At 55.6% G+C, this 20674-nt stretch carries 24 protein-coding genes; 13 read left to right on the top strand and 11 right to left on the bottom strand.

Annotation, left to right across the window (positions count from 1 at the left end; translation table 11 throughout):
- The first annotated feature begins 23 nt into the window (after window positions 1–23).
- Together ACZ5M3_RS06340 and ACZ5M3_RS06345 are read left to right on the top strand one after the other, a co-directional pair.
- Window positions 24–1370 (top strand): cyclic 2,3-diphosphoglycerate synthase, encoded by a 1347-nt coding sequence (locus tag ACZ5M3_RS06340; protein WP_464838868.1) that lies wholly within the window; start codon window positions 24–26, stop codon window positions 1368–1370.
- Window positions 1371–1461: 91 nt separating this feature from the next.
- Entirely contained in the window at window positions 1462–1716 is a 255-nt protein-coding gene (locus ACZ5M3_RS06345) for a PLDc N-terminal domain-containing protein (protein WP_464840781.1), read from the top strand.
- Here the strand turns inward: ACZ5M3_RS06345 and ACZ5M3_RS06350 are convergent.
- Complete coding sequence (locus ACZ5M3_RS06350; protein WP_464838869.1) at window positions 1697–2983, bottom strand: RNA-guided endonuclease InsQ/TnpB family protein; 1287 nt, start codon at window positions 2981–2983, stop codon at window positions 1697–1699. The two genes, ACZ5M3_RS06345 and ACZ5M3_RS06350, sit on opposite strands and share 20 nt — an antisense overlap.
- A gap of 154 nt (window positions 2984–3137) precedes the next feature.
- On the opposite strand from ACZ5M3_RS06350, the gene ACZ5M3_RS06355 reads away from it, so the two are divergent.
- Together ACZ5M3_RS06355 and ACZ5M3_RS06360 are read left to right on the top strand one after the other, a co-directional pair.
- Window positions 3138–3575: a hypothetical protein gene (locus ACZ5M3_RS06355; protein WP_464838870.1), complete on the top strand. Its 438-nt coding sequence runs from the start codon at window positions 3138–3140 to the stop codon at window positions 3573–3575.
- A gap of 66 nt (window positions 3576–3641) precedes the next feature.
- The gene (locus tag ACZ5M3_RS06360; protein WP_464838871.1) at window positions 3642–4832 is read left to right on the top strand and encodes an ATP-binding protein; all 1191 of its coding nucleotides are present in this window, start codon (window positions 3642–3644) and stop codon (window positions 4830–4832) included.
- Here the strand turns inward: ACZ5M3_RS06360 and ACZ5M3_RS06365 are convergent.
- Complete coding sequence (locus ACZ5M3_RS06365; protein WP_464838872.1) at window positions 4807–5220, bottom strand: secondary thiamine-phosphate synthase enzyme YjbQ; 414 nt, start codon at window positions 5218–5220, stop codon at window positions 4807–4809. The genes ACZ5M3_RS06360 and ACZ5M3_RS06365 overlap by 26 nt on opposite strands.
- The gene (locus ACZ5M3_RS06370) at window positions 5144–5368 is read right to left on the bottom strand and encodes a VanZ family protein (protein WP_464840782.1); all 225 of its coding nucleotides are present in this window, start codon (window positions 5366–5368) and stop codon (window positions 5144–5146) included. The genes ACZ5M3_RS06365 and ACZ5M3_RS06370 overlap by 77 nt, the downstream gene beginning before the upstream one ends.
- Here ACZ5M3_RS06370 and ACZ5M3_RS06375 point away from each other — a divergent pair.
- Window positions 5271–5522 (top strand): hypothetical protein, encoded by a 252-nt coding sequence (locus tag ACZ5M3_RS06375; RefSeq protein WP_464841086.1) that lies wholly within the window; start codon window positions 5271–5273, stop codon window positions 5520–5522. The two genes, ACZ5M3_RS06370 and ACZ5M3_RS06375, sit on opposite strands and share 98 nt — an antisense overlap.
- Here the strand turns inward: ACZ5M3_RS06375 and ACZ5M3_RS06380 are convergent.
- Window positions 5497–6387 (bottom strand): thiamine-phosphate synthase family protein, encoded by an 891-nt coding sequence (locus ACZ5M3_RS06380; protein WP_464838873.1) that lies wholly within the window; start codon window positions 6385–6387, stop codon window positions 5497–5499. The genes ACZ5M3_RS06375 and ACZ5M3_RS06380 overlap by 26 nt on opposite strands.
- A gap of 119 nt (window positions 6388–6506) precedes the next feature.
- On the opposite strand from ACZ5M3_RS06380, the gene pyrB reads away from it, so the two are divergent.
- Entirely contained in the window at window positions 6507–7433 is a 927-nt protein-coding gene (pyrB, locus tag ACZ5M3_RS06385; protein ID WP_464838874.1) for an aspartate carbamoyltransferase, read from the top strand.
- Window positions 7434–7889, top strand: coding sequence for an aspartate carbamoyltransferase regulatory subunit (gene pyrI, locus ACZ5M3_RS06390; RefSeq protein WP_464838875.1), 456 nt, complete (start codon window positions 7434–7436; stop codon window positions 7887–7889). It abuts the gene before it with no gap.
- 23 nt (window positions 7890–7912) lie between these two features.
- Here pyrI and ACZ5M3_RS06395 read toward each other — a convergent pair whose 3' ends face one another.
- The gene (locus tag ACZ5M3_RS06395) at window positions 7913–8503 is read right to left on the bottom strand and encodes an ECF transporter S component (protein WP_464838876.1); all 591 of its coding nucleotides are present in this window, start codon (window positions 8501–8503) and stop codon (window positions 7913–7915) included.
- A 126-nt stretch (window positions 8504–8629) separates the two neighbouring features.
- On the opposite strand from ACZ5M3_RS06395, the gene ACZ5M3_RS06400 reads away from it, so the two are divergent.
- Genes ACZ5M3_RS06400 through ACZ5M3_RS06420 form a run of 5 tightly spaced genes read left to right on the top strand, consistent with a single transcriptional unit; the run spans window position 8630 to window position 11621 of the window.
- Entirely contained in the window at window positions 8630–9430 is an 801-nt protein-coding gene (locus ACZ5M3_RS06400) for a hypothetical protein (RefSeq protein WP_464838877.1), read from the top strand.
- Window positions 9427–9999 carry an AAA family ATPase gene (locus ACZ5M3_RS06405; RefSeq protein WP_464840783.1) on the top strand — a complete coding sequence of 191 codons (573 nt, stop codon included), beginning with the start codon at window positions 9427–9429 and terminating at the stop codon, window positions 9997–9999. The genes ACZ5M3_RS06400 and ACZ5M3_RS06405 overlap by 4 nt, the downstream gene beginning before the upstream one ends.
- Window positions 9996–10565 carry a hypothetical protein gene (locus tag ACZ5M3_RS06410; RefSeq protein WP_464838878.1) on the top strand — a complete coding sequence of 190 codons (570 nt, stop codon included), beginning with the start codon at window positions 9996–9998 and terminating at the stop codon, window positions 10563–10565. The genes ACZ5M3_RS06405 and ACZ5M3_RS06410 overlap by 4 nt, the downstream gene beginning before the upstream one ends.
- Window positions 10562–11044 (top strand): flavodoxin family protein, encoded by a 483-nt coding sequence (locus ACZ5M3_RS06415; RefSeq protein ID WP_464838879.1) that lies wholly within the window; start codon window positions 10562–10564, stop codon window positions 11042–11044. Before ACZ5M3_RS06410 ends, ACZ5M3_RS06415 begins: the two co-directional genes overlap by 4 nt.
- A gap of 10 nt (window positions 11045–11054) precedes the next feature.
- Entirely contained in the window at window positions 11055–11621 is a 567-nt protein-coding gene (locus ACZ5M3_RS06420; RefSeq protein WP_464838880.1) for a metal-dependent hydrolase, read from the top strand.
- Here ACZ5M3_RS06420 and glmM read toward each other — a convergent pair whose 3' ends face one another.
- From glmM to ACZ5M3_RS06450, 6 genes are all read right to left on the bottom strand, one after another.
- Window positions 11622–12971 carry a phosphoglucosamine mutase gene (gene glmM / locus ACZ5M3_RS06425; protein ID WP_464838881.1) on the bottom strand — a complete coding sequence of 450 codons (1350 nt, stop codon included), beginning with the start codon at window positions 12969–12971 and terminating at the stop codon, window positions 11622–11624. It lies immediately after the preceding gene.
- Between the two features lie 80 nt (window positions 12972–13051).
- The gene (locus ACZ5M3_RS06430; RefSeq protein WP_464838882.1) at window positions 13052–13435 is read right to left on the bottom strand and encodes a hypothetical protein; all 384 of its coding nucleotides are present in this window, start codon (window positions 13433–13435) and stop codon (window positions 13052–13054) included.
- Between the two features lie 20 nt (window positions 13436–13455).
- The gene (locus ACZ5M3_RS06435; protein WP_464838883.1) at window positions 13456–13791 is read right to left on the bottom strand and encodes a hypothetical protein; all 336 of its coding nucleotides are present in this window, start codon (window positions 13789–13791) and stop codon (window positions 13456–13458) included.
- Window positions 13792–13829: 38 nt separating this feature from the next.
- Window positions 13830–14753, bottom strand: coding sequence for a hypothetical protein (locus ACZ5M3_RS06440; RefSeq protein WP_464838884.1), 924 nt, complete (start codon window positions 14751–14753; stop codon window positions 13830–13832).
- Window positions 14750–16315, bottom strand: coding sequence for a hypothetical protein (locus tag ACZ5M3_RS06445; RefSeq protein ID WP_464838885.1), 1566 nt, complete (start codon window positions 16313–16315; stop codon window positions 14750–14752). The genes ACZ5M3_RS06440 and ACZ5M3_RS06445 overlap by 4 nt, the downstream gene beginning before the upstream one ends.
- 255 nt (window positions 16316–16570) lie before the next feature.
- The gene (locus ACZ5M3_RS06450) at window positions 16571–17362 is read right to left on the bottom strand and encodes a BtpA/SgcQ family protein (RefSeq protein ID WP_464838886.1); all 792 of its coding nucleotides are present in this window, start codon (window positions 17360–17362) and stop codon (window positions 16571–16573) included.
- Window positions 17363–17595: 233 nt separating this feature from the next.
- Here ACZ5M3_RS06450 and ACZ5M3_RS06455 point away from each other — a divergent pair, with 233 nt between their 5' ends.
- Window positions 17596–20580 (top strand): PKD domain-containing protein, encoded by a 2985-nt coding sequence (locus ACZ5M3_RS06455; RefSeq protein ID WP_464838887.1) that lies wholly within the window; start codon window positions 17596–17598, stop codon window positions 20578–20580.
- Window positions 20581–20674: the final 94 nt, after the last annotated feature.

Here is a 20674-nt window from a genome sequence, read left to right on the forward strand (position 1 = left end):
TAAAAACTTTTGAGGTGGTCAACATGGCCGAAAAGAAGAGAAAGAGGGTTCTCATTTTGGGCGCCGCCGGAAGGGACTTCCACAACTTCAACACGTTCTTCAGGGACAATCCCGAGTACGAGGTCGTTGCGTTCACCGCAACCCAGATTCCGGACATCGAGGGCAGGCTCTACCCGCCCGAGCTTGCCGGAGAGCTCTACCCGAACGGGATACCGATATGGAGCGAGGACGACCTTGAGAAGATAATCAAGGAGCACGACATCGACATCGTTGTCTTCGCCTACTCCGACGTCTCCCACGAGCACGTCATGCACCTCGCGAGCAGGGCCCACAGCGCCGGAGCGGACTTCTGGCTCCTCGGTCCGAAGAGCACCATGATTAAGAGCACCAAGCCGGTTATAGCAGTCACCGCCGTTAGAACCGGCTGCGGTAAGAGCCAGACCAGCAGAAAGGTCGCCCAGCTCCTCCAGGAGATGGGCTACAAGGTCGTCGCCATAAGGCACCCGATGCCCTACGGCGACCTCAGGAAGCAGGTCGTTCAGCGCTTTGCCAGCTACGAGGACCTCGACAAGCACGAGTGCACCATCGAGGAGCGCGAGGAGTACGAGCCGTACATCGACAGGGGCATGGTGGTTTACGCCGGCGTTGACTACGAGAAGATACTGCGCGAGGCCGAGAAGGAGGCCGACATCATCCTCTGGGACGGAGGAAACAACGACTTCCCGTTCTACGAGCCCGACCTCTGGATAGTCGTCACCGACCCGCACAGGCCCGGGCATGAACTGAAATACCACCCGGGTGAGACCAACTTCCGCGCCGCGGACGTCATCATAATCAATAAGATCGACACCGCCAACCGCGACGACATCCAGAAGGTCCGCGAGAGCATCGAAAAGGTCAACCCGAAGGCTATAGTCATCGACGGCGCTTCACCGCTCTACGTCGACAAGCCGGAGCTCATCAAGGGCAAGCGCGTTCTGGTTGTCGAGGACGGCCCGACCCTCACCCACGGCGGCATGAAGTACGGAGCCGGCTACATCGCCGCCAAGAAGTACGGAGCGGCTGAGATCATCGATCCGAGGCCCTACGCCGTCGGCTCGATCATCGACACCTACAAGAAGTACAGCCACCTCGACGTCATCCTGCCGGCCATGGGGTACGGCGCCAGGCAGATCAAGGAGCTTGAGGAAACCATCAACAGGGCAGACGCCGACGTCGTCATCATGGGTACCCCCATCGACCTCCGCCGCGTCATGAAGCTCAACAAGCCGGCCGTTCGCGTCCGCTACGAGCTCGAGGAGATCGGCGAGCCGAAGCTCAAGGACATCCTCAAGGAGTTCGTCGAGAAGTGCGAGAAGCTCAAGAAGTGATCCTCTTAATTTCATGTTTTCTTTCCTATACTTCAGACAGTGAGTAATCCTTTTATAAAGAAGAAGTCCACATGATTCATTGGTGGTGGCCATGATTGGAGAAGGGATATTCTTTGCCATGTGGGGCTTAGTGATGGTTCTGGGAATCCTCGGCCTCATTGCCGTTGTCTGGGTAATCTACGACGTTCTGGCCAAGCAGAAGAGGATGCCCGATATCGAGAAGGTCATATGGGTTATAGTGGCAATCTTCCTGGGGATCATAGGAGCAATAATATACTACATCATAGTCAAGAGGGAGCACAAGTACGAGGAGACCCCGGGAGAAATCACCGAACCGATCCACTGACCGGAAGCCTTTTAGGTACAACGCCCAACTCATTCTGCCCGGGGAGTGCCGCCGAAGGCGGAGCCGATGAACTTGGGCGGGTTAGTACCGTCCCGCCGACTCCTTCCCTTTTTGTTGTGGAAGAAGCCGGCTTCCCCACTCCCGTCTTCATCGTGGGGCTTTCGGGGGGAACGGGAACTCCCCACATCTTCAGGGCTTTCAAACGAATATTCCAAGAGCCGATGACATCCCTATCGGCCTTAAGCCCACACTTCGGACACTTCAGGACCCTGTGCCCATTCGGGCTTAGTTTCCCCCCACATACCGGGCACAGGGAGGAAGTGAAAGCGGGATTAACGAAAACAACCCTAACACCCTTCAGTTTAGCCTTGTATTCAATAATGCTCTGGAGCTTTCTGAAACTCCAGCGGTGAAGTCTCCCATTCATTTCAGCCGAATACCTTATCGAATTCCTGATTTCGGTTAAGTCTTCCAAAGCAATACCACCATACTTCTCAGCCAGTTCAACAATTTTATTGGCCAGCTTGTGATACAAATCGTTCAACCTGTTTCTCTCCCGCTCCCCATATTTTTCGAGAAGCTCTTTTCTCTTCTTTCCAGCTCTGATTTTCTGCTGTATTCTTCTCCTCTTCACGTAATAACCCGTCCTAATCTCCCTCTCGTGAGTGATTATCTGGACGAATTCTCCATCTGGAAGGCTCAGAGTAACGTTGTTCTCGTTCAAGTCCACGCCAACGAAGGTTTCAGGCTCCCTTATTTCAACCTCTGTGGAAAATACCACGTTGATGAAGACACCCTTCGGCGTCCTAACAAGCCAAGCTTGCCCAACTTTCCAGTTCCTAAACTTCTCGTGATACTTTGCAGGATAAAACTCCAGCTTAATCCTTCCACTCGGAGTGGAGAGCTTAATTATTCCAACCTCAAGGTCGAGCTTAAACAAATGGTCGTCGAGCATTATGGCTTCCTTCTTAAATACTGGCCTACCCTTGGCTTTTCCCTTCCTTTTCAGTTTCCGGTAGCTCTTGTAGATCATTGTGGCCATTTGAGTTGCTGTGTAGTGATAATGGCTCGGCAACTCTGGATACTCCTTTCGAAGGCTTTTGTAAGTTTCCTTCTTGAGCCTGTAAAAGCTCGTAATATTATTCTCGAAAGCGTAGGAGATGAGGTAGTTCACAATCTCCCGATAGGTGGAGAAGAGATTATCTAATCCGCCTGGTATTTCCTTGAGCTTGAACTTTGCTGTGGGTTTAATTATCTCTGTTTGCATTATACTTCACCAGATCACTAAATTAACATTGATAGTAGTCAATCAAATATTTAAATTTTGTGGGAATTTGCCTCACAACAACGTACCCCAAACTGTGCAGTATTCTACCCTCCGGGAGGAGGGAAATCTATAAGTACCCGGAGGGAGGAGGGAAATGAGCCTCCATGAATACCTAATGCCGGGAGAATACGTGATAACCATTTTAAATCGCGTAAAAGTTGATGGTGTCTATGACCATTTAGCCATTACAAACAAAAGAATAATCCTGTTCAAAACGTCCAAATCCGGTCTTTTACGGAGAAAATCTACTGAAATTAACTCTCTAAAGTCATATCCTTTAAAAGGCATTAGAGAGATCTCAATCCAGATAACACATGACACCTTTTCATTATATTATGTCCGAATGCATGCAAGGAATGAGAATCATGATTTAGTTTTCAGCCTCAGAATAGAGCCAAAAATTGGCAGAACTGACGTACGCACGGTTTATGCCATACTCTGGACGACATTTGAAAGCATCTCCACACGGTATGAGACAAACTCAAAGATTGAATTGGCAATATTCTACCTCCCAGAGACCCTTGGCTTATAAACCCTGAGAACTCACACTTCTCAACCTTTATAAACTCTTGAGAACTACAACTTCTCAGGGGTTAATATGAGGCTCGGAGATTTAACCTACATGAACCCCTGGTGGGAGGGAAGAGAAGACTACCACGTGAGGCGTTGGAAAGAGCAGAAAATTCACTGGTGGCCGAGATGGGTCGATAAGCTTTCGCTCGAACCATTCTCCCTCAACTTCGTCCTCGGGCCGAGACAGGTGGGAAAGACCACAGGAATAAAGCTCCTCATCCGGGAGCTCCTGAAGGAGAACCCACCCGAAGCCGTTCTCTACATCAACGTCGAAGTCCTGCCGAGCCACAGAGAGCTTTCAGCTTTGTTGAGGGAGTTCCAGACACTAAAAGAAAAAGAAGGCATCGAAAGGGGCTATGTATTCCTCGACGAGGTTACCTCGCTTGAAGGCTGGTGGCGCGGGGTTAAACCCCTCATAGATGCAGGCCTGTTGGAAAACGAGGTCGTAACCGTTACCGGCTCAAGCTCACTCCGGGTTAAAAGGGACATTGAGCTCTTTCCTGGAAGGAGAGGCAAAGGTAAGACGGTTGAGGTCATGCCGCTCTCGTTTCCGGAATACGCCGAGGTAATGGGCATGAAGAGGCCCGAACTCAGCACTGAGAAGGTTCTGGGGCTGTTTGAAGACTACCTCAAAAGGGGCGGCTTTCCGGGGGCAATAAACGATCTCCCCATGGAAGACCTTTTAGGCGCGTACATCGGAGAATTCGTCCGCTTTGGAAAGAGCCTTGAGATAGCGAAGGAGACTTTGGGGGCCTTAATAAGGAGTGCCCCCTCAGCAACGAGCTTTCGCGCTCTGGCGGGGATGACGTCAGGCTACTCATACAAAGTTGTACAGGACTACATCGAGCTTTTCAGGGAGCTCTACATCCTCGGGATAGCGTACCTCAGAGGGGGAAACCAGGTGCTCTACAAGCGTGAGAAGAAGTTCTTCTTCCGTGACCCATTGCTGGCCAGACTTTTCTCGGCCTGGAGCGGGGCGGAGCTTAGGGAGGATGCCCTCTATGAGTGGGTTCTCCAGGAGCATCTCTACAGAAAATTCGGGGAGGTGTACTACTTCAGAAACGGCTACGAGGTTGATGCTGTAGCGGGTGACTTGAAAGTCGAGGTGAAAGCTGGAAAAGCCCATAAAAAGTACCCGAGGGACGTGAAGGTGCTGGAGAGGGAAGACGTTCCGTTCTTCCTGCTGGAGCTCACTCCCCAACAACCTGCACGATGACCCTCCTGTGCCTAGGCCGCACGTCCAGCTCGACGAAGAAAATCTGCTGCCATGTCCCCCTCACGAGCCTGCCGTCAACGACGGGGAAGCACTCACTTGCTCCAAGCAGGGTGGCCCGCAGATGGCTGTGGGCGTTGTCGTCTATCCTGTCGTGGAGGTAGCCCTTCCCTTTCGGTATCAGCTCCATCAAAGTTCTCTTGAAGTCCTCAAGTAAGCCAGACTCGTGCTCTATCGTGACTATCGCGCCAGTAGCTCCTGGAACGAAGACCAGAGCCTGCCCGTTCTCTATTCCACTCTCCTCCACGACCCTCTCAACATCGCGGGTTATGTCCACCAGGTCGATCTCCCCCTCGGTCTGAAACCTGAGCTCCCTCGTGAGAACCTTCATGCCACCACCCGATCAGAACTCCAAGGGCAAAGCCTATTAGGTTTGCGCCCATGTCAGCGAAGGAGAACGTCCTTCCGGGGACGAAGAGCTGCAGGGACTCCAGGAGAACAGGCAGTGGGAGCAGGTACGCCCACAGGGACCACCCCATGAAACCGAGGAGCAAAAACTCGAAGAAGTGCACGAGCTTGTCCCCGTTCTGTACAGGGGACGATGGAGCCACCGGTGTGAGGTTCAGAAACAGAAGGAGGAGTATGTACGGGGGAAGAAACCTCCGCCTCAAAGGTTCTTCACCAGCCTCTTGAGCTTCTCAACGACCTCTATGGGGTGCTTTCCGAAGAGGTACACGAGGGGCTCCACGCCAAAGCCTCCAACGTCAATAACGGCATCGTAGGAGTCCTCCCGGAAGACTTCCGCGATTGCCCTTATGGCGTCGTCCTCACTCAACCCCCCTGTCTTTACCCGGGCGACCTTGAAGCCGGCCGCTTCAATCGCCTTCTCAACGTCCAGCCCGTACCTGATGTTGAGGACGCTCCGTACCTCGGGCCTGATACCGGCCAGCTTAACGAGTATCCCCGCTGTGAACGTACTCGCCCCAAATTCCGGCGGCAGGGCAAAGGCCTTGCCCTTAACGGCAGTTATCCTCCCGGGGATAGCCGCAACGTCCTCAATGCCCCTCGGGGACGGAAGGGCGTAGGCAAAGTTGCTCCTGACTTCGGGAATGAGGGAGGGAAAGCTTTCATCCTTTAGGAGCTCGTTGAGCGCCGTGTTCAGAACCTCAAGTATCTCGCCGCGGCTGGAACCCAAAGAGAAGAGCGAGCGACACGCCTCCTCGCTCACCCCGGCGTATTCGGCGTAGAACCTGCACAGAAAACCGCTCTGAAAGAGCTCGAATACGCGTCTCGCCACAAGAAGCACGGCATCCGCCCTGCTCCCTCCAAACAGGATGAAGTTGGAAACGTCGTTGGCTATGTCCTCCAGCCTTCGTGTAACCTCTTCAGGGGGAGTTTTATATCTCCCCGCTAGATACTTGCTAACCATCGCCTGCGTTATACCCAGGTACCCCGCTATCTGGGACTGCTTCATCCCTTCACGGTAAAGCCTCTCAGCTATCTTCGCCCTGAGGAACGGCATCAGCTCCTCGGCTACGTACACGCTGGGCGTCTTCATGCTACCACCCTAAAACCAGGTTATTGAATTTTCGAACCTATGCTTAAAGCGTTACCGTCGACAATTTTATGTCAAAAAACGTTTAAAAACCCATCGATTTTTACATCAGGAGGGCTTTTATGGACTGGAAAGGACGCGATGTGATAAGCGTTAGGGATTTCTCGAAGGAGGACATCGAGTTTGTTTTGGAAGTTGCTGAGAGGCTTGAGACAGAGCTCAGGGAGAAAGGCTCGCTCGACCATGCGAGGGGGAAAATCCTCGCAACGCTCTTCTTCGAGCCATCAACGAGAACCCGCTTAAGCTTTGAGAGCGCCATGCACCGCCTCGGCGGCTCGGTCATAGGATTCTCTTCCGCCGCCAGCACGAGTGTCAAGAAGGGCGAAAGCTTGGCAGATACCATAAAGACCGTCGAGCAGTACAGCGACGTAATAGTCATACGCCATTCCATGGAGGGGGCGGCGAGGCTGGCCGCAGAGGTTGCCGAGATACCGGTGATCAACGCAGGGGACGGCAGCAACCAGCATCCAACCCAGACCCTCCTCGACCTCTACACGATAAAGCGCGCCTTCGGGAGGATCGACGGCCTCACGGTAGGCCTGCTCGGCGACCTCAAGTACGGGAGAACCGTCCACAGTCTCGCCGAGGCCCTGGCTTTCTACGACGTCGAGCTGTACCTGATCTCACCGGAGCTCCTGCGGATGCCAAGGCACATAGTTGAAGAGCTCCGCGAGAGGGGTGTGAAGGTTCACGAGACGACCGACCTGGAGGGGACGATTCCGGAGCTGGACGTTCTCTACGTCACCAGGATCCAGCGTGAGCGCTTCCCTGACGAGCAGGAGTACCTCAAGGTCAAGGGCAGCTACCAGGTCAACTGCGCGGTTCTGGAGAAGGCCAGGGAAAGCCTCAGGATAATGCATCCCCTCCCGAGGGTCGATGAAATTCACCCGGAGGTCGACAGGACGGAGCACGCGCTCTACTTCAGGCAGGTCTTCTCCGGAGTTCCCGTGAGGATGGCCCTCCTCGGACTGACTCTGGGGGTGCTGTGAATGGCCGAGCTAAAGGTTACCGCCATCAGAGAGGGCACTGTCATAGACCACATCCCCGCTGGAAAGGGGCTGAAGGTCATCGAGATACTCCGCCTCAACAGGCCGAACGGCGGCGTCCTCCTTCTCGCCTCGAACGTCCACAGCGGAAAGCTCGGAAGAAAGGACATCGTCAAGGTAGAGGGCAGGTTCCTGAGCGAGGAGGAGGTCAACAAGATAGCGCTCATCGCCCCGACGGCCACTGTTAACATAGTGCGGGACTACAGGGTGGCCGAGAAGTTCAAGGTCGAGATTCCCGACGAGATAACCGGAATCCTCCGCTGTGCCAATCCAAACTGCGTCAGCAACCACGAGTACACCGTTTCAAAGTTCCACGTCGTCTCCCGGGAATCCCTAAAGGTGCGCTGCCACTACTGCGAGAGAACGATGGAAGAAGAGGAGATACTGGGCAACCTCTGAGCTCTTTTCCAAATTTCCATCTTTCACTTCAGCAGGTGCGGAACGCGCCTTAACACCGGGATCGTTGCTGCAAGGCCAACAAAGACGTCGATGGCACTCTGGATGACGTTGGGCAGACCTATGGCGACCCAGAATGGAACCCCAGTCCAGGTCTCGACCACCTCAACGACCTTCTCCTGCGGAACGCCCAGCCATACCTCAAGGGCCACGTAGTAGTTCAGGGCGACCATCAGGGGAACCCTGACCGCGATGCCTATCAGGAAAGCCAGGACTGCAAAGGCCACGGTTCTCCTTCCCTCTGCGTTCTCGAAGTCAAAGTGGGTGAGCCTCCTTGACACTTCCAGCCCGACGAGAACGCTGAAGGTCGCGGTGGCCTTCATCATGCCGCCCAGCCAGCTCGCCGATGAGATAAGGCCCAGCCCCACGAACAGCAGGAACACCGCGATGAGACCGCCGGCAAAGCCCGTGAGGAGGTAGGTCATTATTATGGGGACCGCCACGAGGTCTATTTTCATGCCCCAGACTGTGGGCATCTCCACGGGAATAACCTCAAGCATTAGCGAGAGCCCCAGCATCATCCCGATTACAGCTATCTCCCTTGAACTCATCCTCATGGTCAAACCCCGGTGCGGACTTTTGTTCCATGATTTATAAATTTTTGTTCCATATATGGAATATTTGGCAGGGAACCCAAAAAGAACCCTTAAAAGCAGAGCCCTGGAGATACCTTGGGAGGGACTATGTTCACGGTCGAGGAGATATCAGAGCTGGTCAGGGAGATAAGGCGTGAGAACGGCTTTCCCGACAGTCCCTTCAGGATAGACGAGATCCGCTACGACTCAAAAGGCGACAAGCTCTTCATAATAGCCCACGACAGAACCGACAAGAGCGTCGTCATAGGCAACAGCTTCGTCATCGGAAAGCTCCGCGAGAGGCTGGGCGTCAGGCAGGTCACGGTCTACTCCCACCTCGACCTGGAGGTAAAGCGGAGGAGGCTAGAGGAGGCCGAGAACCTGATTAGAGGCACGGGGCTTGAGTTCCTCCTTCCGATAATCGAGGCGGAGAAGAGGTTTCCTCCGAGGGAGTGGCCTGACGTCAGCGGAGACGTCAAAACGCTTGTCTTTCTGAGCTTCAACGCGAAAGCTTTGCTCGGTTTTGCCGAGAGGATGAACCTTCCCCGCGATGCCGTTGGGATCAGGTACGCGTTCCCGAGGCTGGAGTACGAGCCGATAGAGGCCGAACCCGGGGAACTGTTCTTCCCAGACGAGGGGAAGCTGCGTGAAATCGCGGAGGAGTACGGAGCGGAGCTCGTCCTGGCTGACTTTCCCTTCGGCCTGAGGTTCGAGAGGGGAGTGGCTCTTCTCAACCCCTTCCGGCTGCTCCACATAGGCTTCTTCGAGCTGAAATACCTCTTCGGCTTCGATATGCCGACAGTCTACGACAAAAAGGCGTTGATCAGGTTCGTCACTTCCCTGACCTATGAAGGGCTTATGGAATCGACCGACGGGGCGAATCTAATCTGGAGGATGTGGAGAAAATGATAGTGGGCGTCGTTGGAAAGATAGCCGCCGGAAAGACGACGGTTGCAAAGTTCTTCGAGGAGAGGGGCTTCTGCAGGGTTTCCTGCAGCGACCCGCTGATAGACCTGCTCACCCACAACGTCTCGGACTATTCGTGGATTCCAGAGCTGCCTGAGAAGGCCGAGCCGACGCGGGACAGGCTCATAGAGTTCGGGAGGTACCTCAAGGAGACCTACGGCGAGGACGTACTCATAAGGCTCGCCGTCGACAAGATGAGACACTGCCGAAACATCGTCATAGACGGCGTCCGTTCCGAGGGCGAAATCAACGCCGTCAAGAGGCTCGGCGGAAAGGTCATCTACGTCGAGGCGAGCCCAGAGACGAGGTTCGAGCGCCTGATGAGGAGGAAGGCGAGCAAGGATAAAGGCATAAAGAGCTTTGCCGACTTTAAGACCATGGACGACGCCGAGGAAAGGCTATACCGCACGGGCGAGCTGAAGAGCCTGGCGGATTGCATCATTGTCAACGAGGGAACCCTTGAGGAGCTGAGGGAGAGGGTGGAGAAGATAATCAAAGAGGTGGTCGGATGAAGCTCCTGATAATAGCCCCCTGCCTCTTGAGCCCCTTCTACGTCTACCGCGGGCCGAAGGGGAAGGAGTACAAAACTGCCAAAAGGCTTAGAGAGCTGATTGGAGAGCTTGACGAAGACTGGCAGGTCTTTGCCTATCCGTGTCCCGAATACGAGCTGATTGGCTGGCCGCGCGCCCCGGCGAGCAGGGAGGTCTACGAGAGGCTCGGCATGCGCGGGAGGGCGAAGGTAATAGCGGACTTCATAGGGAGGGTTTTGACCGAGGAGAAGCCCGAGAAGGTCATCTTCGTTGGGGTCAAAGGCTCCCCGACCTGCGGCGTCTTCCACACCAGCTCCAGCGACCCGGGAGGCTATCCCTACTCTGCTATGCAGGAGTTCTTCTACATGAGCAAGGAGGAGAGACTCGGCCGCTCGAAGGAGATAGTTGACGGACAGAACTTCAGGCTGGTGAACCTGCCCGGGATACTCTTCGAGATACTCATGGCCAGGTTCCCCGAGGCGGTTTACCTAGAGTTCGACAAGGAGGACATAGAGGGAAGCCTCAGAAGGCTGGAGGAGGCCCTATGAGGGCCGTGATAGTCTACGTCTCGATACATCACCGGAACACGGAGAAGGTCGCGAGGGCCATCGCCGAAGTCCTCGGGGCGGAGATGGTTAAGCCCTGGAAGGTAAAACCCGAGGAGCTTCTGAAGTACGACCTCATAGGCTTCGGCTCCGGGATATACTGGTGGAGGCACCACTGGAGCCTCTTCAAGCTCGTTGAGAGCCTCCCTGAGGTTCACGGCAAGAGGGCATTCATTTTCTCCACAGCGGGGCTCAACATCGGGTGGTACAACCACAGGAAACTAAAGAAAACCCTAAAGGAGAAGGGCTTTGAAATCCTCGGGGAGTTCTCCTGCAGGGGCTGGGACACGAACGGCTGGCTGGCTAAGATAGGCGGCCTCAACAAAGGCCACCCGAACGATAGAGACCTGAGAAAGGCCAGGGAGTTCGCGGAGGGGCTGAGGACAAAAGTGTTAAATCCTCCCGCGTCAAAGAGCCCCTAGATGATGCGCGATGATGTGGTACACCCACGTTGTTTTTGGAGTCCTGTTCTACCTGACAGCGGTTCTCTTCGGAGTCCCCATGAACCCCCTCGACATCGGCATGGCCGCCTTCGGGGCCTTAATGCCCGACATAGACCACCCCAAGTCATACATTTCAACGAAACTGCCCGGCGGGACGGTTATGCCCCGCTTCGTCGAGCACAGGGGAGCGACGCACACGGTAGAGGCCGCTTTGATAATCACGGCCCTCGTCGGTGGGATAGCATACTGGATAACGGAGAGCTACTGGGCGGCGGTGGCGTTCTTCATCGGCTACATCTCGCACCTCTTCGCCGATACACTAACCGTTTCGGGAATAAAGTGGAGCCACTTTTCCAGCTTCCACCCGCGCGGAAAGATAAAGACCGGGACGAAGGGGGAAGGCCTCGTCCTGATCCTCGTCACCTTCGCCACGGTGGTGCTGTTCATCTACATAACGCTGCCCGAGCAGACCGCCCAGAACCTCGGCTGGGTCCTGCTGGTAGCGCTCCTCGCGACCTTCGCGATAATAGGGAAGAAGCTGAAGAGGCTGAAGTGATCAGGCCCTCGCTATCGCCTCCCTCACCAGCCTCTCGGCCTTCCCCATCAGTTCTCTGGCCTTCTCCTCAGTGTGGGCCTCAAGGGTTATCCTCATTATCGGCTCGGTTCCGCTCGGGCGGAAGAGTATCCACCAGTCGTCGTTCTCTATCCTTATCCCGTCTATGTCTATGAGCATCTTGTAGTCGAAGCTCTGGAGCGCTTCCATCATTATAATCTCCATCGCCCTTGCCTTCCTCTCGTTGGGGCAGGGTATCTTTACCCTCAACGTCACGTAGCGCGGAACCTCCTTGGCAAGCTCGCTCAGCGGGCCGAGTTTGTCGAGCATCTCAAGGACTAGCGCACCGGCAAAGATTCCGTCCGGGGTGAGGTTCCACTGAGGCATTATCCACGTGCCGCTCGGCTCGCCTCCAAAGATTCCACCGTGCCTGGCCAGCTCGTCAGCGACGGCAACATCCCCCACGCGGGTTCTCAGAACCCTGCCCCCAAGGGGTCTAACATAGTCGTCAAGGGCAAAGCCGGCATCGACCGTCGTCACGATCTTGCCCTTTCCAAATTTGCGGAGCATGTAGCCGGCTATGAGCGAGAGCATGACCTCGTACTCCACGAAGTTGCCCCCATCGTCAACCACACCGATTCTATCCGCGTCCCCGTCGTGGGCTATTCCAACGTCGGCCTTCATTGCCTTCACTGTCTTGGCCAGCATTGAGAGGCTCTTCGCGTTCGGCTCAAGCTCCCTCACGAAGAAGCCGCTCGGGTGGGAGTTGAGGCTGATAACCCTGTTCCCAAGCTCGCGCTGGAGGTAAGGACTTAGGATGGAACCGGCACCGTTTCCGGTGTCGAGGACTACCGTGTAAGATTTTTCGAGATTGACGAACTTCAGTGCCTCGTTTATGTACTCCTCCCTCGGATCGGCCTTTCTGAGCGTTCCAATCTCGTTCCAGGGGGCCTTTTTGAAGCTTCCGGAGTCCATTATGTCCTCAATCTCGTTCTCCATCTCGGGGGTGTAGGCCATGCCGTTGGCCTGCCAGACCTTTATGCCGTTGTATTCCGGCGGGTTGTGAGAGGCCGTGATAGTGACGCCGGCATCGGCACCGTAAAGCCTGATGGCGAAGCCGGTAAGGGGCGTTGGTGCCAGACCAATGTCTATTACATCTATTCCAGCCGACAGGAGCCCGCTCACCAGGGCCCTCTTCAGCATCTCGCCGCTCGTCCTCGTGTCCATGCCGACGACGACGGTTCCTCCACCGAGATACGTCCCCAAAGCCCTGCCAACGCTGAGGGCGAGCTCGGGGGTGAGCCTTTCATTAACGACCTCTCGAATCCCGCTGGTTCCGAAGTACTTCCCCATGGTGACCACCCGTGAGAATTATGGGAGAAGGTAACGGGGAAGAAATATAACCTTTCCGCAGAAAGAAAAGGGGAAGATAGTCACTTTTTCTCCAGCCTGTATATCCCAACGCTGACCTCGTAGGAGTCCACGTTAAGCGGTGCCTTGTAGTCCACCCTGACCTGGAAGGCCTTGCTTGAGCCGTATATCATGCCCTCGGTCTCGGATTCCGTCAGAACGTTGCCGTTCTCGTCGAGTATCGTTATCTTCTCCACTGTTCCGGTGCTGCTCGCGTTGATGTAGTACTTGCCCGGCTCAAGAACGTGCGAGAGGTAGAAGACGTCGCCGCTGACCGTTTCACTCTTCACCTCGACCGGCACCTTGGTGTAGGCCGTGTTGTAATAGTACTGCACGCCGAAGATTCCGGCAACGCCGAGAACAATGAGCACGATGAAGCCAACCAGCAGTTTCTTGATGAGTCCCATTTTCTCACCCCCTACGGACTTTAACCAACACCGAGGTTTGCGTACCTTATCGTTATCCTGTGGGAGCAGTTGAAGGTCTTCTCGTGGGAGACCAGCTCGAAGGCGGTAAGGGTTCCGTCGGCGTTCCTGTTCACATAAACGTGGTCGGGCTTTATCTCTCCCCTCACCTCGTCCACGGGATAACCGGAAGTCGGTATCTCACTCGGGTCTAAGCCCTCAAGGCTCCCCTCGCCGAGGTCAATGTAATGGCCGAGTAAAGCGGGATAATCAACGCACCAGGGCTCGGCCATGATGTCAACGTCTTCCCACGTCAGGGTTCCACCTCTAAGCTCGCCGGTTGAGAACTTTAGGGCCATCGCGCCCTCGGTGTCGAGGGTGGCAGTTTTGATATCGCCTACCCCCCACTGGAAGCCGCGGAAGTCGTCGAACTCTGGAAGGACTCGTAGCAGGCTTTGGCTTTCTGGTACTTGGCGTAGGCTTTGCTGATCTCCTCGTCGCTGGCCCCAGAGGCCTGGAGGGAGGTGACGTTGTTGTAGGCCTGGACGAAGAGTCTGTAGGCGTCTTCCCTGCTGTCGGGGCAGGCGAAGGTTCCGCCTTCACTGGTCTTCTCAGCGGTTACGCGGACTATACCTGGCAACTCCTCGGCCGTTATTTCGCCGGAGTGGAGCTTCAGGAGGTCTTCGCTTGATGTCGTGAGGGTTAGGCTCCCGTTGTCAGCTAGATAGGTTATCGAGATTTCCTCGACCCAAGGTACATCTTCAAGGATGAGGAAGCCCATCGCGAAGTAGTCCTTCCAGAAGCCGTCCTTATCGGCGAGGTATTCGAGGGTTACCCTCGCGGTCTCGTTTGTGATGGTAACGTTCCGAACGAGAACGTCGAATATCCAGAGGTCGGACTCCACCCTGAACTCCGGCCTTCTTATGTCCTCGAACTCCGGACTGTCGAAGTCTCCGTTGGTTATTGCGAGACCTAGAACCGGCTCGCCGAGGTAGTATGCCTCCACCCTGATCTCGTCCGAAGGGTTTGCCTCGTAGGCCTTCTTGGCTATCTCGTAGGCCATGCCCGCCAGCCCTTCCCCCACCGCGGGAGCCTCGAACTGGACGAGGGTTCTTCCGCTCGAGAGGGAGACGTAAGCGTCCGATGCCCCCATGTCCATAACCGCCTTCCTGAGGCCTTGGGCGGCCTCTCCCGTGGGAGAGTTCTCGGGGACATTGCCGTTGTTGTCCGGCCCCAAGCTATGGGGAATTTTGACGTAACCGCCGAGGTAGAGGTAGGCCCCGAGCAGGAGGAGGATGAGAAGGAGAGCCTTTCCTTTCATATCCTGCCCTCCTCGAAGAGCTTCTGGATGTAAAGCCTTATCCTCGCCTCCTGGTCTCTGTAGTCCCCCTTCGACTGGGCGTTCAGTGTTTGAACCCTGTGGGAGGCGCTCGTTTCCTCCTCAACATCGGCTATAGTTCTGAGTATGATGTCCCTGTACTTCATGCCCAGCTTTTTGTAGAAGAGAGCCCTCTCGGCCGTCTTTTTGAACTCCCACTCGTAGTTCTGGGCGACGGCCTTCTTGACTGCAACGCCGAGAACCTGGAGCGTGCTTTCAATGGGCTTCGTTAAAATACCTGTAGGAACCGCGTTTTTGTAGGGCGAGAGCTTCAGCTCCCTCTCCTCTATGCCCGACATCTCGTTGTAGTTTTCTGCAGCTCTCTTGCTCACGTGCAGATCCTTCATGGTCTTGCCTGTCGCCTCTCCCCCCTGGAAGAGCTCGCCGTCCTTGTAGGCCTTTACGTAGTCCTTCCAGAGGTTCACGCCGGGCAAATACTCCCCTATCAGGTCGTTCAGCTTGTCGAGGGAGCCGTCAACGACCTTGTCCAGGACGTATTTGTTGCCGTAGTACTTCAGCCTGAACTCCAGGGCGGAGCCTCCCGCGCCGGCTTTGTCAACGACCTTTATTATCTCGCCTTCGGGCGTTTTTATCCTCTCTATCTCAACGTTTCCCCCGGAGAGGGAGGATAGCCTTTTGAGGGTCTCGTCCATGCGGGACTTTGCCCTGCCGTCGAGGACGAAGGAGCGTGGTTTCATCCTTTTGCCCGCCGCCTGGGGCGTGGACACGACCTTTCCCGTACTGGTGGATGCTATCCTGGAGGTGCTCTGGGTGGCCGTTTCCGAGGGTTCGGCCAAGCCCAGGTCTTTGCCTTCAACGTCGCTCCCGGGTATCTTGCTGAGGTAGGCTTCTATCAACCGGGGGAGAATCGACTCGACACTGCACCCCTCGATCTGGTCGGCGTACTCCGTGCTGATGCCGTAAACTTCGGCCTGGTAGGTGGCGTAAACGTAGATGAGGTACCTTTTCTTGGGTCCTCCGAGAATCCAGTAATTGAGGTACACCGCCTTTAGCCCGTTGAGGAGTTTTCCCTGGTTATCGAAGTTCCTGTAGGTCCAGACCTCCCTGTACCCGAACACCCTGTTGGAGGAGGCCAGAATTTCGTAGGTGGTAGATTCTTCCCTTTCCGGCTCCTTATATTCCCTGTCCTCTAGCTGGGTTGGTAGGAATTCCCTGTTCTGGAGGAAGTACGTCTCCGAGGCGTTGCCGGGGTAGTATTGAATGACAACCTTGATGGTCGTCCAGTAGCCGTTCCCGTATTTCTCGCTCCTGGGGCACTTCTCGAGGTACTGGGCCATTCCTATCCCTTCCACGTTCCTTCCCGGGATAGAGAGGCTCGTCGTGTAGTTGACTTCCAGATAGGTCTGAACCAGTCCAAGTGAGGTGTACTCCTCCTTGGAAAGCACCGGCATCGGGTAGGGTAGTTCCTCAGCGGAATCCGCAGAACCAAGCGGAACGAGGGCACCCAGCAGGAGCGACGCCAGGATAAAGGCTGCGAACTTCACACGACATTCCTCCTTCTAACTAACCTCCAAAGGCGGAGGAGAACGAAAAAGCCAGTAAAAGCTAACGCAACGAGCAGAATAGCCCCGATAAGGGGACCGAATACGTTGAATCCCGTAAGGATTGATGGCAAACCTTCCACTTCCAAGACAAAACCATCTCGCGGAAAAGAAAAGCGAGACAGGTTTCTTTTTCCTTAATGTTACGTGTTCTTGGGTAATAAGTCTTTTGGAAAAGAAGATTCGAGTGGGAATACGTCAAACAAAGGATTTTTGACTCCGAAGTTCCTTCGCCAGCTCAACGAGCTTTTTCGCCCTCTCCGGGGAAACCTCGTTCCCCACCTCCCCCCCGCGCTTTATCCACGTACCGACTATGAAGGCATCAGCGTGATTCCACAGCTCCGGGAGGTTATCGTAGCTCGTCCCAGAGCCGACTATGACCGGAACCGGCGAAACCTCCTTCGCCAGCGCGAGCCTCTCGATGTCAACAGGTTTTCCCGTCGCCTTCCCGCTCACGACGATGGCGTCGGCGAGGCCCCTCTCAACCGTGTCCCTTATGGCATCCTCGAAGTCGAAGAAGTGGACGGCATGCTTGACGTGAACGTCCGCGAAGACCAGAATTTTGCTCGGCAGGAGCTTTCTGAGCTTGGCGAGCTCGTGGGCGATGCCCTCAATAACACCCTGGTCGGTGTAGGCAACTCCACTCAGGACGTTCACCCTTATGAAGTCCGCCTTTACCGCGTAGGCTATGGAGTAAGCGGCGATGCCGTCATTCCTGAGGACGTTTATTCCCAGCGGGAGCGAAATCTCGTCGCGGATTTCCTTGGCGACGGCGGTAAAAGCGGCAACAGTGGTCTTGTCCACGTACTTCGGGAAGGGGACATCCCCAAAGTTCTCGACCATCACCGCGTCGAAACCAGCTTTTTCAATCGTTTTCGCATCCCTCAAGGCAGCTTCAATCACTCCATCTAAATCGCCGTCGTAGAGGTAGGAACCGGGGAGTGGTTTCAGGTGAACCATCCCGATGAGGGGCTTTCTCTCGAAGTCCATTGTATCACCCGGGGAAAGAACGTCTGTGAAATAGTTAAGGGTTTTGGCCTCCACGGACCAATTCTGAAAGTTCTGGGAGAAAGGAGTTTAAAAACCGTTTCACACTGGACGGTATTCAACCATAATATTGGCTAATTGAAAGAAAAAAGGGTTATATACGTCAAACGGGGAGAGTTTATTAAACTGCACCGGTTTGCTCTTCTGCAAGCCCCTGCAGGCACGGAGGAAGCGTTATGAAAAGAAGAGAATTCCTCGGCGTTTTTGTCCTCGCGGTTATGCTGTTCTCCCTTGGAGTTCCCGGCGCTGGTGCGTGGCAGGCCGACCTGATCTCCGGGCTGAGGGGAGGGACTGTGGTTGCCGACGAGGAGATAATCATAGGCGACCGGAAGGACGTTATGTACGTTTATGAGGACGAAAAGGGAGAGCTCATGAGGAGCTTTGACCGCGCGTTCCAGAAGTGGGACGAGATGGCGGCCGGAGATGTCAACGGTGACGGGAAGGCCGAAATCGTCCACGCCGACAGGAGCGCCGACAAGATATACGTCTACGACCTCAACGGGATGGTACTGAGCAAAAGGAGCACCGACTTCGAGGTTGGAGACGACATAGCCGTCGGCGACCTGAACGGGGACGGGAGAGCTGAGATAGTCCACGCGGACAGGAGCAACTGGATAAAGATCTACACCGGAGAGCTGAGCCTCCTCAACTCCTTCAAGGTGGAGCAGTTCGCGGACGGCGATTCGATAGCAATAGGCGATCTAAACGGGGACAGGAAGGGGGAGATAATCCACGCCGACGACAGCGAGAACCTGATCACCGTCTACGACATGTACGGCAATGCGCTGATGAGCTTCTCCGTAGATGACTACTTCGACCTCAAGCCAAGGGACGAGATGGCCACCGGAGACGTTAACCTGGACGGGGTTGACGAGATAGTCATAGCCACCCGGGACACCACCAACCGGGGCGTCCACATATTCTACGCCGACCTCGGCAGGGGGAAGGCCGGGGAGATAGGCAAGTTCACGATGACCTTCAAGAAGGGCGACAGGATAGCCGTCGGGGATGTCAACACCGACGTGGCCGAAGAGATAGTGTGGGCCTCACAGAGCGGGAAGGTCAAGGTGTTCAACATGGCCGGCGACATCCTCAACGGGCCGGAGGGGTTCAGCACCAAGTTCACATACGGGGCGGGTCTGGCCGTTGGGGACCTCGACGGGAACTCCATAAAGGTCGGAACGCCCAGTAAGGGCACCATGTACGTGGACAAAAAGCTCATAGCAGTCATAAACGCCCCGCCCGTGGACTACGACGTCATAAACGAGACCGGCCTCTTCTACTCCCAGTACAGAACGACCACGGGCACCACGATTAAAGGCTCCGTGAAGTCCGTCTCGGACACCACCATAAGCACGGGGCTGAGCCTGAGCGGGGGCATTCCGGGGCTGAGCATCTCGGCCAACCTCGACTTCTCAGCACAGCAGACCCTGCAGAGGGAGAGGGGAGATGCCTACACCGAGGAGATATCCTACGAGATAACCGCCGACATGAGCGATGGGGCGCTCTACGTAACGACTGCCTACGACGTTTACGAGTTCCCCATCATAGACCCGCCCGAACTCGCGGTGATAGACGGCGAGCAACAGTACATACTCGTGACCGTCCCCCGGGGACCACCGGTGGTTTCGTTCCTGGAGTATGAGTCTCCAATACACAGGATAGGGGACATAACGACCTATCCCGAGAGACCAGAGAGCCTCATCGGCTACGACGTGAACACCGTCCTCGGGAGCTTTACGATGGAGGCCGGAGAGGTCGGCAAGAGGTACGAGAGGCTCATGCGCCAGCTCAACTGGGAGAGGAGCACCAACAGCTTCAAGACGACGGTCTCAGCCGGCCTGGTGACCTCGGGAGGGGCCTTCATTCAGGGCACCCAGTACATCAAGGGCACGTACTCCAGCGAGAAGGTCGTTACCCACGAGGTTTCGTTCTCCAACGAGACGAAGATAGTGGTCGAGTACAGGGGAAGGATAGGCGAGCCGGAGAAGAGGTACACCGTTACAGGGTACATTTACCGGGACGTTGAGGAGGGCTACCTCGTCCTCGACTACGTCGTCACCGACATGGGGGACTACTACTGGAACAGGAAGTGGAGCCCGATCCTCATAGACCTCGGACTCTTCCAGCTGAGCTACGACCTGTTCCTGAGCATGAACGCCCCGCCCAAATGCACACTGAGGACAAGCCCGGAGAGCGGGCAGTTTCCGCTGGAGGTGGAGTTCGACATAGCCGTGAACGACACGGATCCTACCTTTAGGTGGGTTCTGGACTTCGGGGACGGGGAAAGCCTGGAGGGCAACTCCACGAGGGTCAGACACACCTACACCTCGGAGGGGACATACATCCCGGTTCTTACCGTCTACGACCCGTGGGGCGCCAACGGTACGTGCATAGGCGGTGTGAACGTCCAGTACAACGAGAAACCAACGGCCGGCTTCACGTACTCACCCGATGGAGCGAAAGCCGGGGAGAGCGTAACGTTCACGGAAGTCTCCGACGATCCGGACGGAAGTATAGCCAGCTGGTTCTGGGACTTCGGAGACGGGAGCACCTCGACAGAGAGGAACCCAGGCCACCGCTACGATTCCCCCGGAACGTACACGGTTAAGCTCACAGTGAGCGACAACGCCGGTCTTAAGGCCATAGCCTCAAAAACACTGAGTATCCGGCCTCAGAACGAGCTGCCGACTGCGGGCTTTGAGGTATCTCCAGCCGAGCCGAAGGCCGGTCAGGGGGTCAGCTTCACGGACACCTCCACAGACCCCGATGGGAGCATCGTGAGCTGGAGCTGGGACTTTGGCGATGGAACCACCTCCAGCGAGGCAGAGCCGGTTCACGTATATCCCAGCCCCGGCAACTACACGGTAACGCTGACGGTTAGGGACGATAAGGGCGGGGAGGACACAGTTAGGACTGCAATCCTCGTGGGAAAGGCCCCGGAAACGACCACAAGCACGCCGAAGGAAACAGAGACCAAAACGGAAACACCAAGTCGCACGGAAAGCCAGACGGACCCACCAGAATCCGTAACAACCCCGGGCACTGAAACGTCCAGGCCCTCACCGACCTCCGGAAGTGCCGGCGCCACGTGTGGCGTTGGGGTTCTGACACTGCTGGGGGTTCTCCCAATCCTTCTCAGGAGGAGCGCCTCCTCCTGAGTCTCCATCATTGTTCAGCGAAGGCACAATTAAGTCCCGGACAGACCAAACTTTTACATCAATGAAAAGCCTTATATAACCCACTGAAGAAGTA

The organism is Thermococcus coalescens, from assembly GCF_055392585.1.

Bases quoted from the DNA above. Each gene is read 5' to 3' on its own strand.
- ACZ5M3_RS06340 (WP_464838868.1), top strand. From the start codon at position 24: ATGGCCGAAAAGAAGAGAAAGAGGGTTCTCATTTTGGGCGCCGCCGGA.
- ACZ5M3_RS06345 (WP_464840781.1), top strand. From the start codon at position 1,462: ATGATTGGAGAAGGGATATTCTTTGCCATGTGGGGCTTAGTGATGGTT.
- ACZ5M3_RS06350 (WP_464838869.1), bottom strand. From the start codon at position 2,983: ATGCAAACAGAGATAATTAAACCCACAGCAAAGTTCAAGCTCAAGGAA.
- ACZ5M3_RS06355 (WP_464838870.1), top strand. From the start codon at position 3,138: ATGAGCCTCCATGAATACCTAATGCCGGGAGAATACGTGATAACCATT.
- ACZ5M3_RS06360 (WP_464838871.1), top strand. From the start codon at position 3,642: ATGAGGCTCGGAGATTTAACCTACATGAACCCCTGGTGGGAGGGAAGA.
- ACZ5M3_RS06365 (WP_464838872.1), bottom strand. From the start codon at position 5,220: ATGAAGGTTCTCACGAGGGAGCTCAGGTTTCAGACCGAGGGGGAGATC.
- ACZ5M3_RS06375 (WP_464841086.1), top strand. From the start codon at position 5,271: ATGTCAGCGAAGGAGAACGTCCTTCCGGGGACGAAGAGCTGCAGGGAC.
- ACZ5M3_RS06370 (WP_464840782.1), bottom strand. From the start codon at position 5,368: ATGGGGTGGTCCCTGTGGGCGTACCTGCTCCCACTGCCTGTTCTCCTG.
- ACZ5M3_RS06380 (WP_464838873.1), bottom strand. From the start codon at position 6,387: ATGAAGACGCCCAGCGTGTACGTAGCCGAGGAGCTGATGCCGTTCCTC.
- pyrB (WP_464838874.1), top strand. From the start codon at position 6,507: ATGGACTGGAAAGGACGCGATGTGATAAGCGTTAGGGATTTCTCGAAG.
- pyrI (WP_464838875.1), top strand. From the start codon at position 7,434: ATGGCCGAGCTAAAGGTTACCGCCATCAGAGAGGGCACTGTCATAGAC.
- ACZ5M3_RS06395 (WP_464838876.1), bottom strand. From the start codon at position 8,503: ATGAGGATGAGTTCAAGGGAGATAGCTGTAATCGGGATGATGCTGGGG.
- ACZ5M3_RS06400 (WP_464838877.1), top strand. From the start codon at position 8,630: ATGTTCACGGTCGAGGAGATATCAGAGCTGGTCAGGGAGATAAGGCGT.
- ACZ5M3_RS06405 (WP_464840783.1), top strand. From the start codon at position 9,427: ATGATAGTGGGCGTCGTTGGAAAGATAGCCGCCGGAAAGACGACGGTT.
- ACZ5M3_RS06410 (WP_464838878.1), top strand. From the start codon at position 9,996: ATGAAGCTCCTGATAATAGCCCCCTGCCTCTTGAGCCCCTTCTACGTC.
- ACZ5M3_RS06415 (WP_464838879.1), top strand. From the start codon at position 10,562: ATGAGGGCCGTGATAGTCTACGTCTCGATACATCACCGGAACACGGAG.
- ACZ5M3_RS06420 (WP_464838880.1), top strand. From the start codon at position 11,055: ATGATGTGGTACACCCACGTTGTTTTTGGAGTCCTGTTCTACCTGACA.
- glmM (WP_464838881.1), bottom strand. From the start codon at position 12,971: ATGGGGAAGTACTTCGGAACCAGCGGGATTCGAGAGGTCGTTAATGAA.
- ACZ5M3_RS06430 (WP_464838882.1), bottom strand. From the start codon at position 13,435: ATGGGACTCATCAAGAAACTGCTGGTTGGCTTCATCGTGCTCATTGTT.
- ACZ5M3_RS06435 (WP_464838883.1), bottom strand. From the start codon at position 13,791: ATGGCCCTAAAGTTCTCAACCGGCGAGCTTAGAGGTGGAACCCTGACG.
- ACZ5M3_RS06440 (WP_464838884.1), bottom strand. From the start codon at position 14,753: ATGAAAGGAAAGGCTCTCCTTCTCATCCTCCTCCTGCTCGGGGCCTAC.
- ACZ5M3_RS06450 (WP_464838886.1), bottom strand. From the start codon at position 17,362: ATGGACTTCGAGAGAAAGCCCCTCATCGGGATGGTTCACCTGAAACCA.
- ACZ5M3_RS06455 (WP_464838887.1), top strand. From the start codon at position 17,596: ATGAAAAGAAGAGAATTCCTCGGCGTTTTTGTCCTCGCGGTTATGCTG.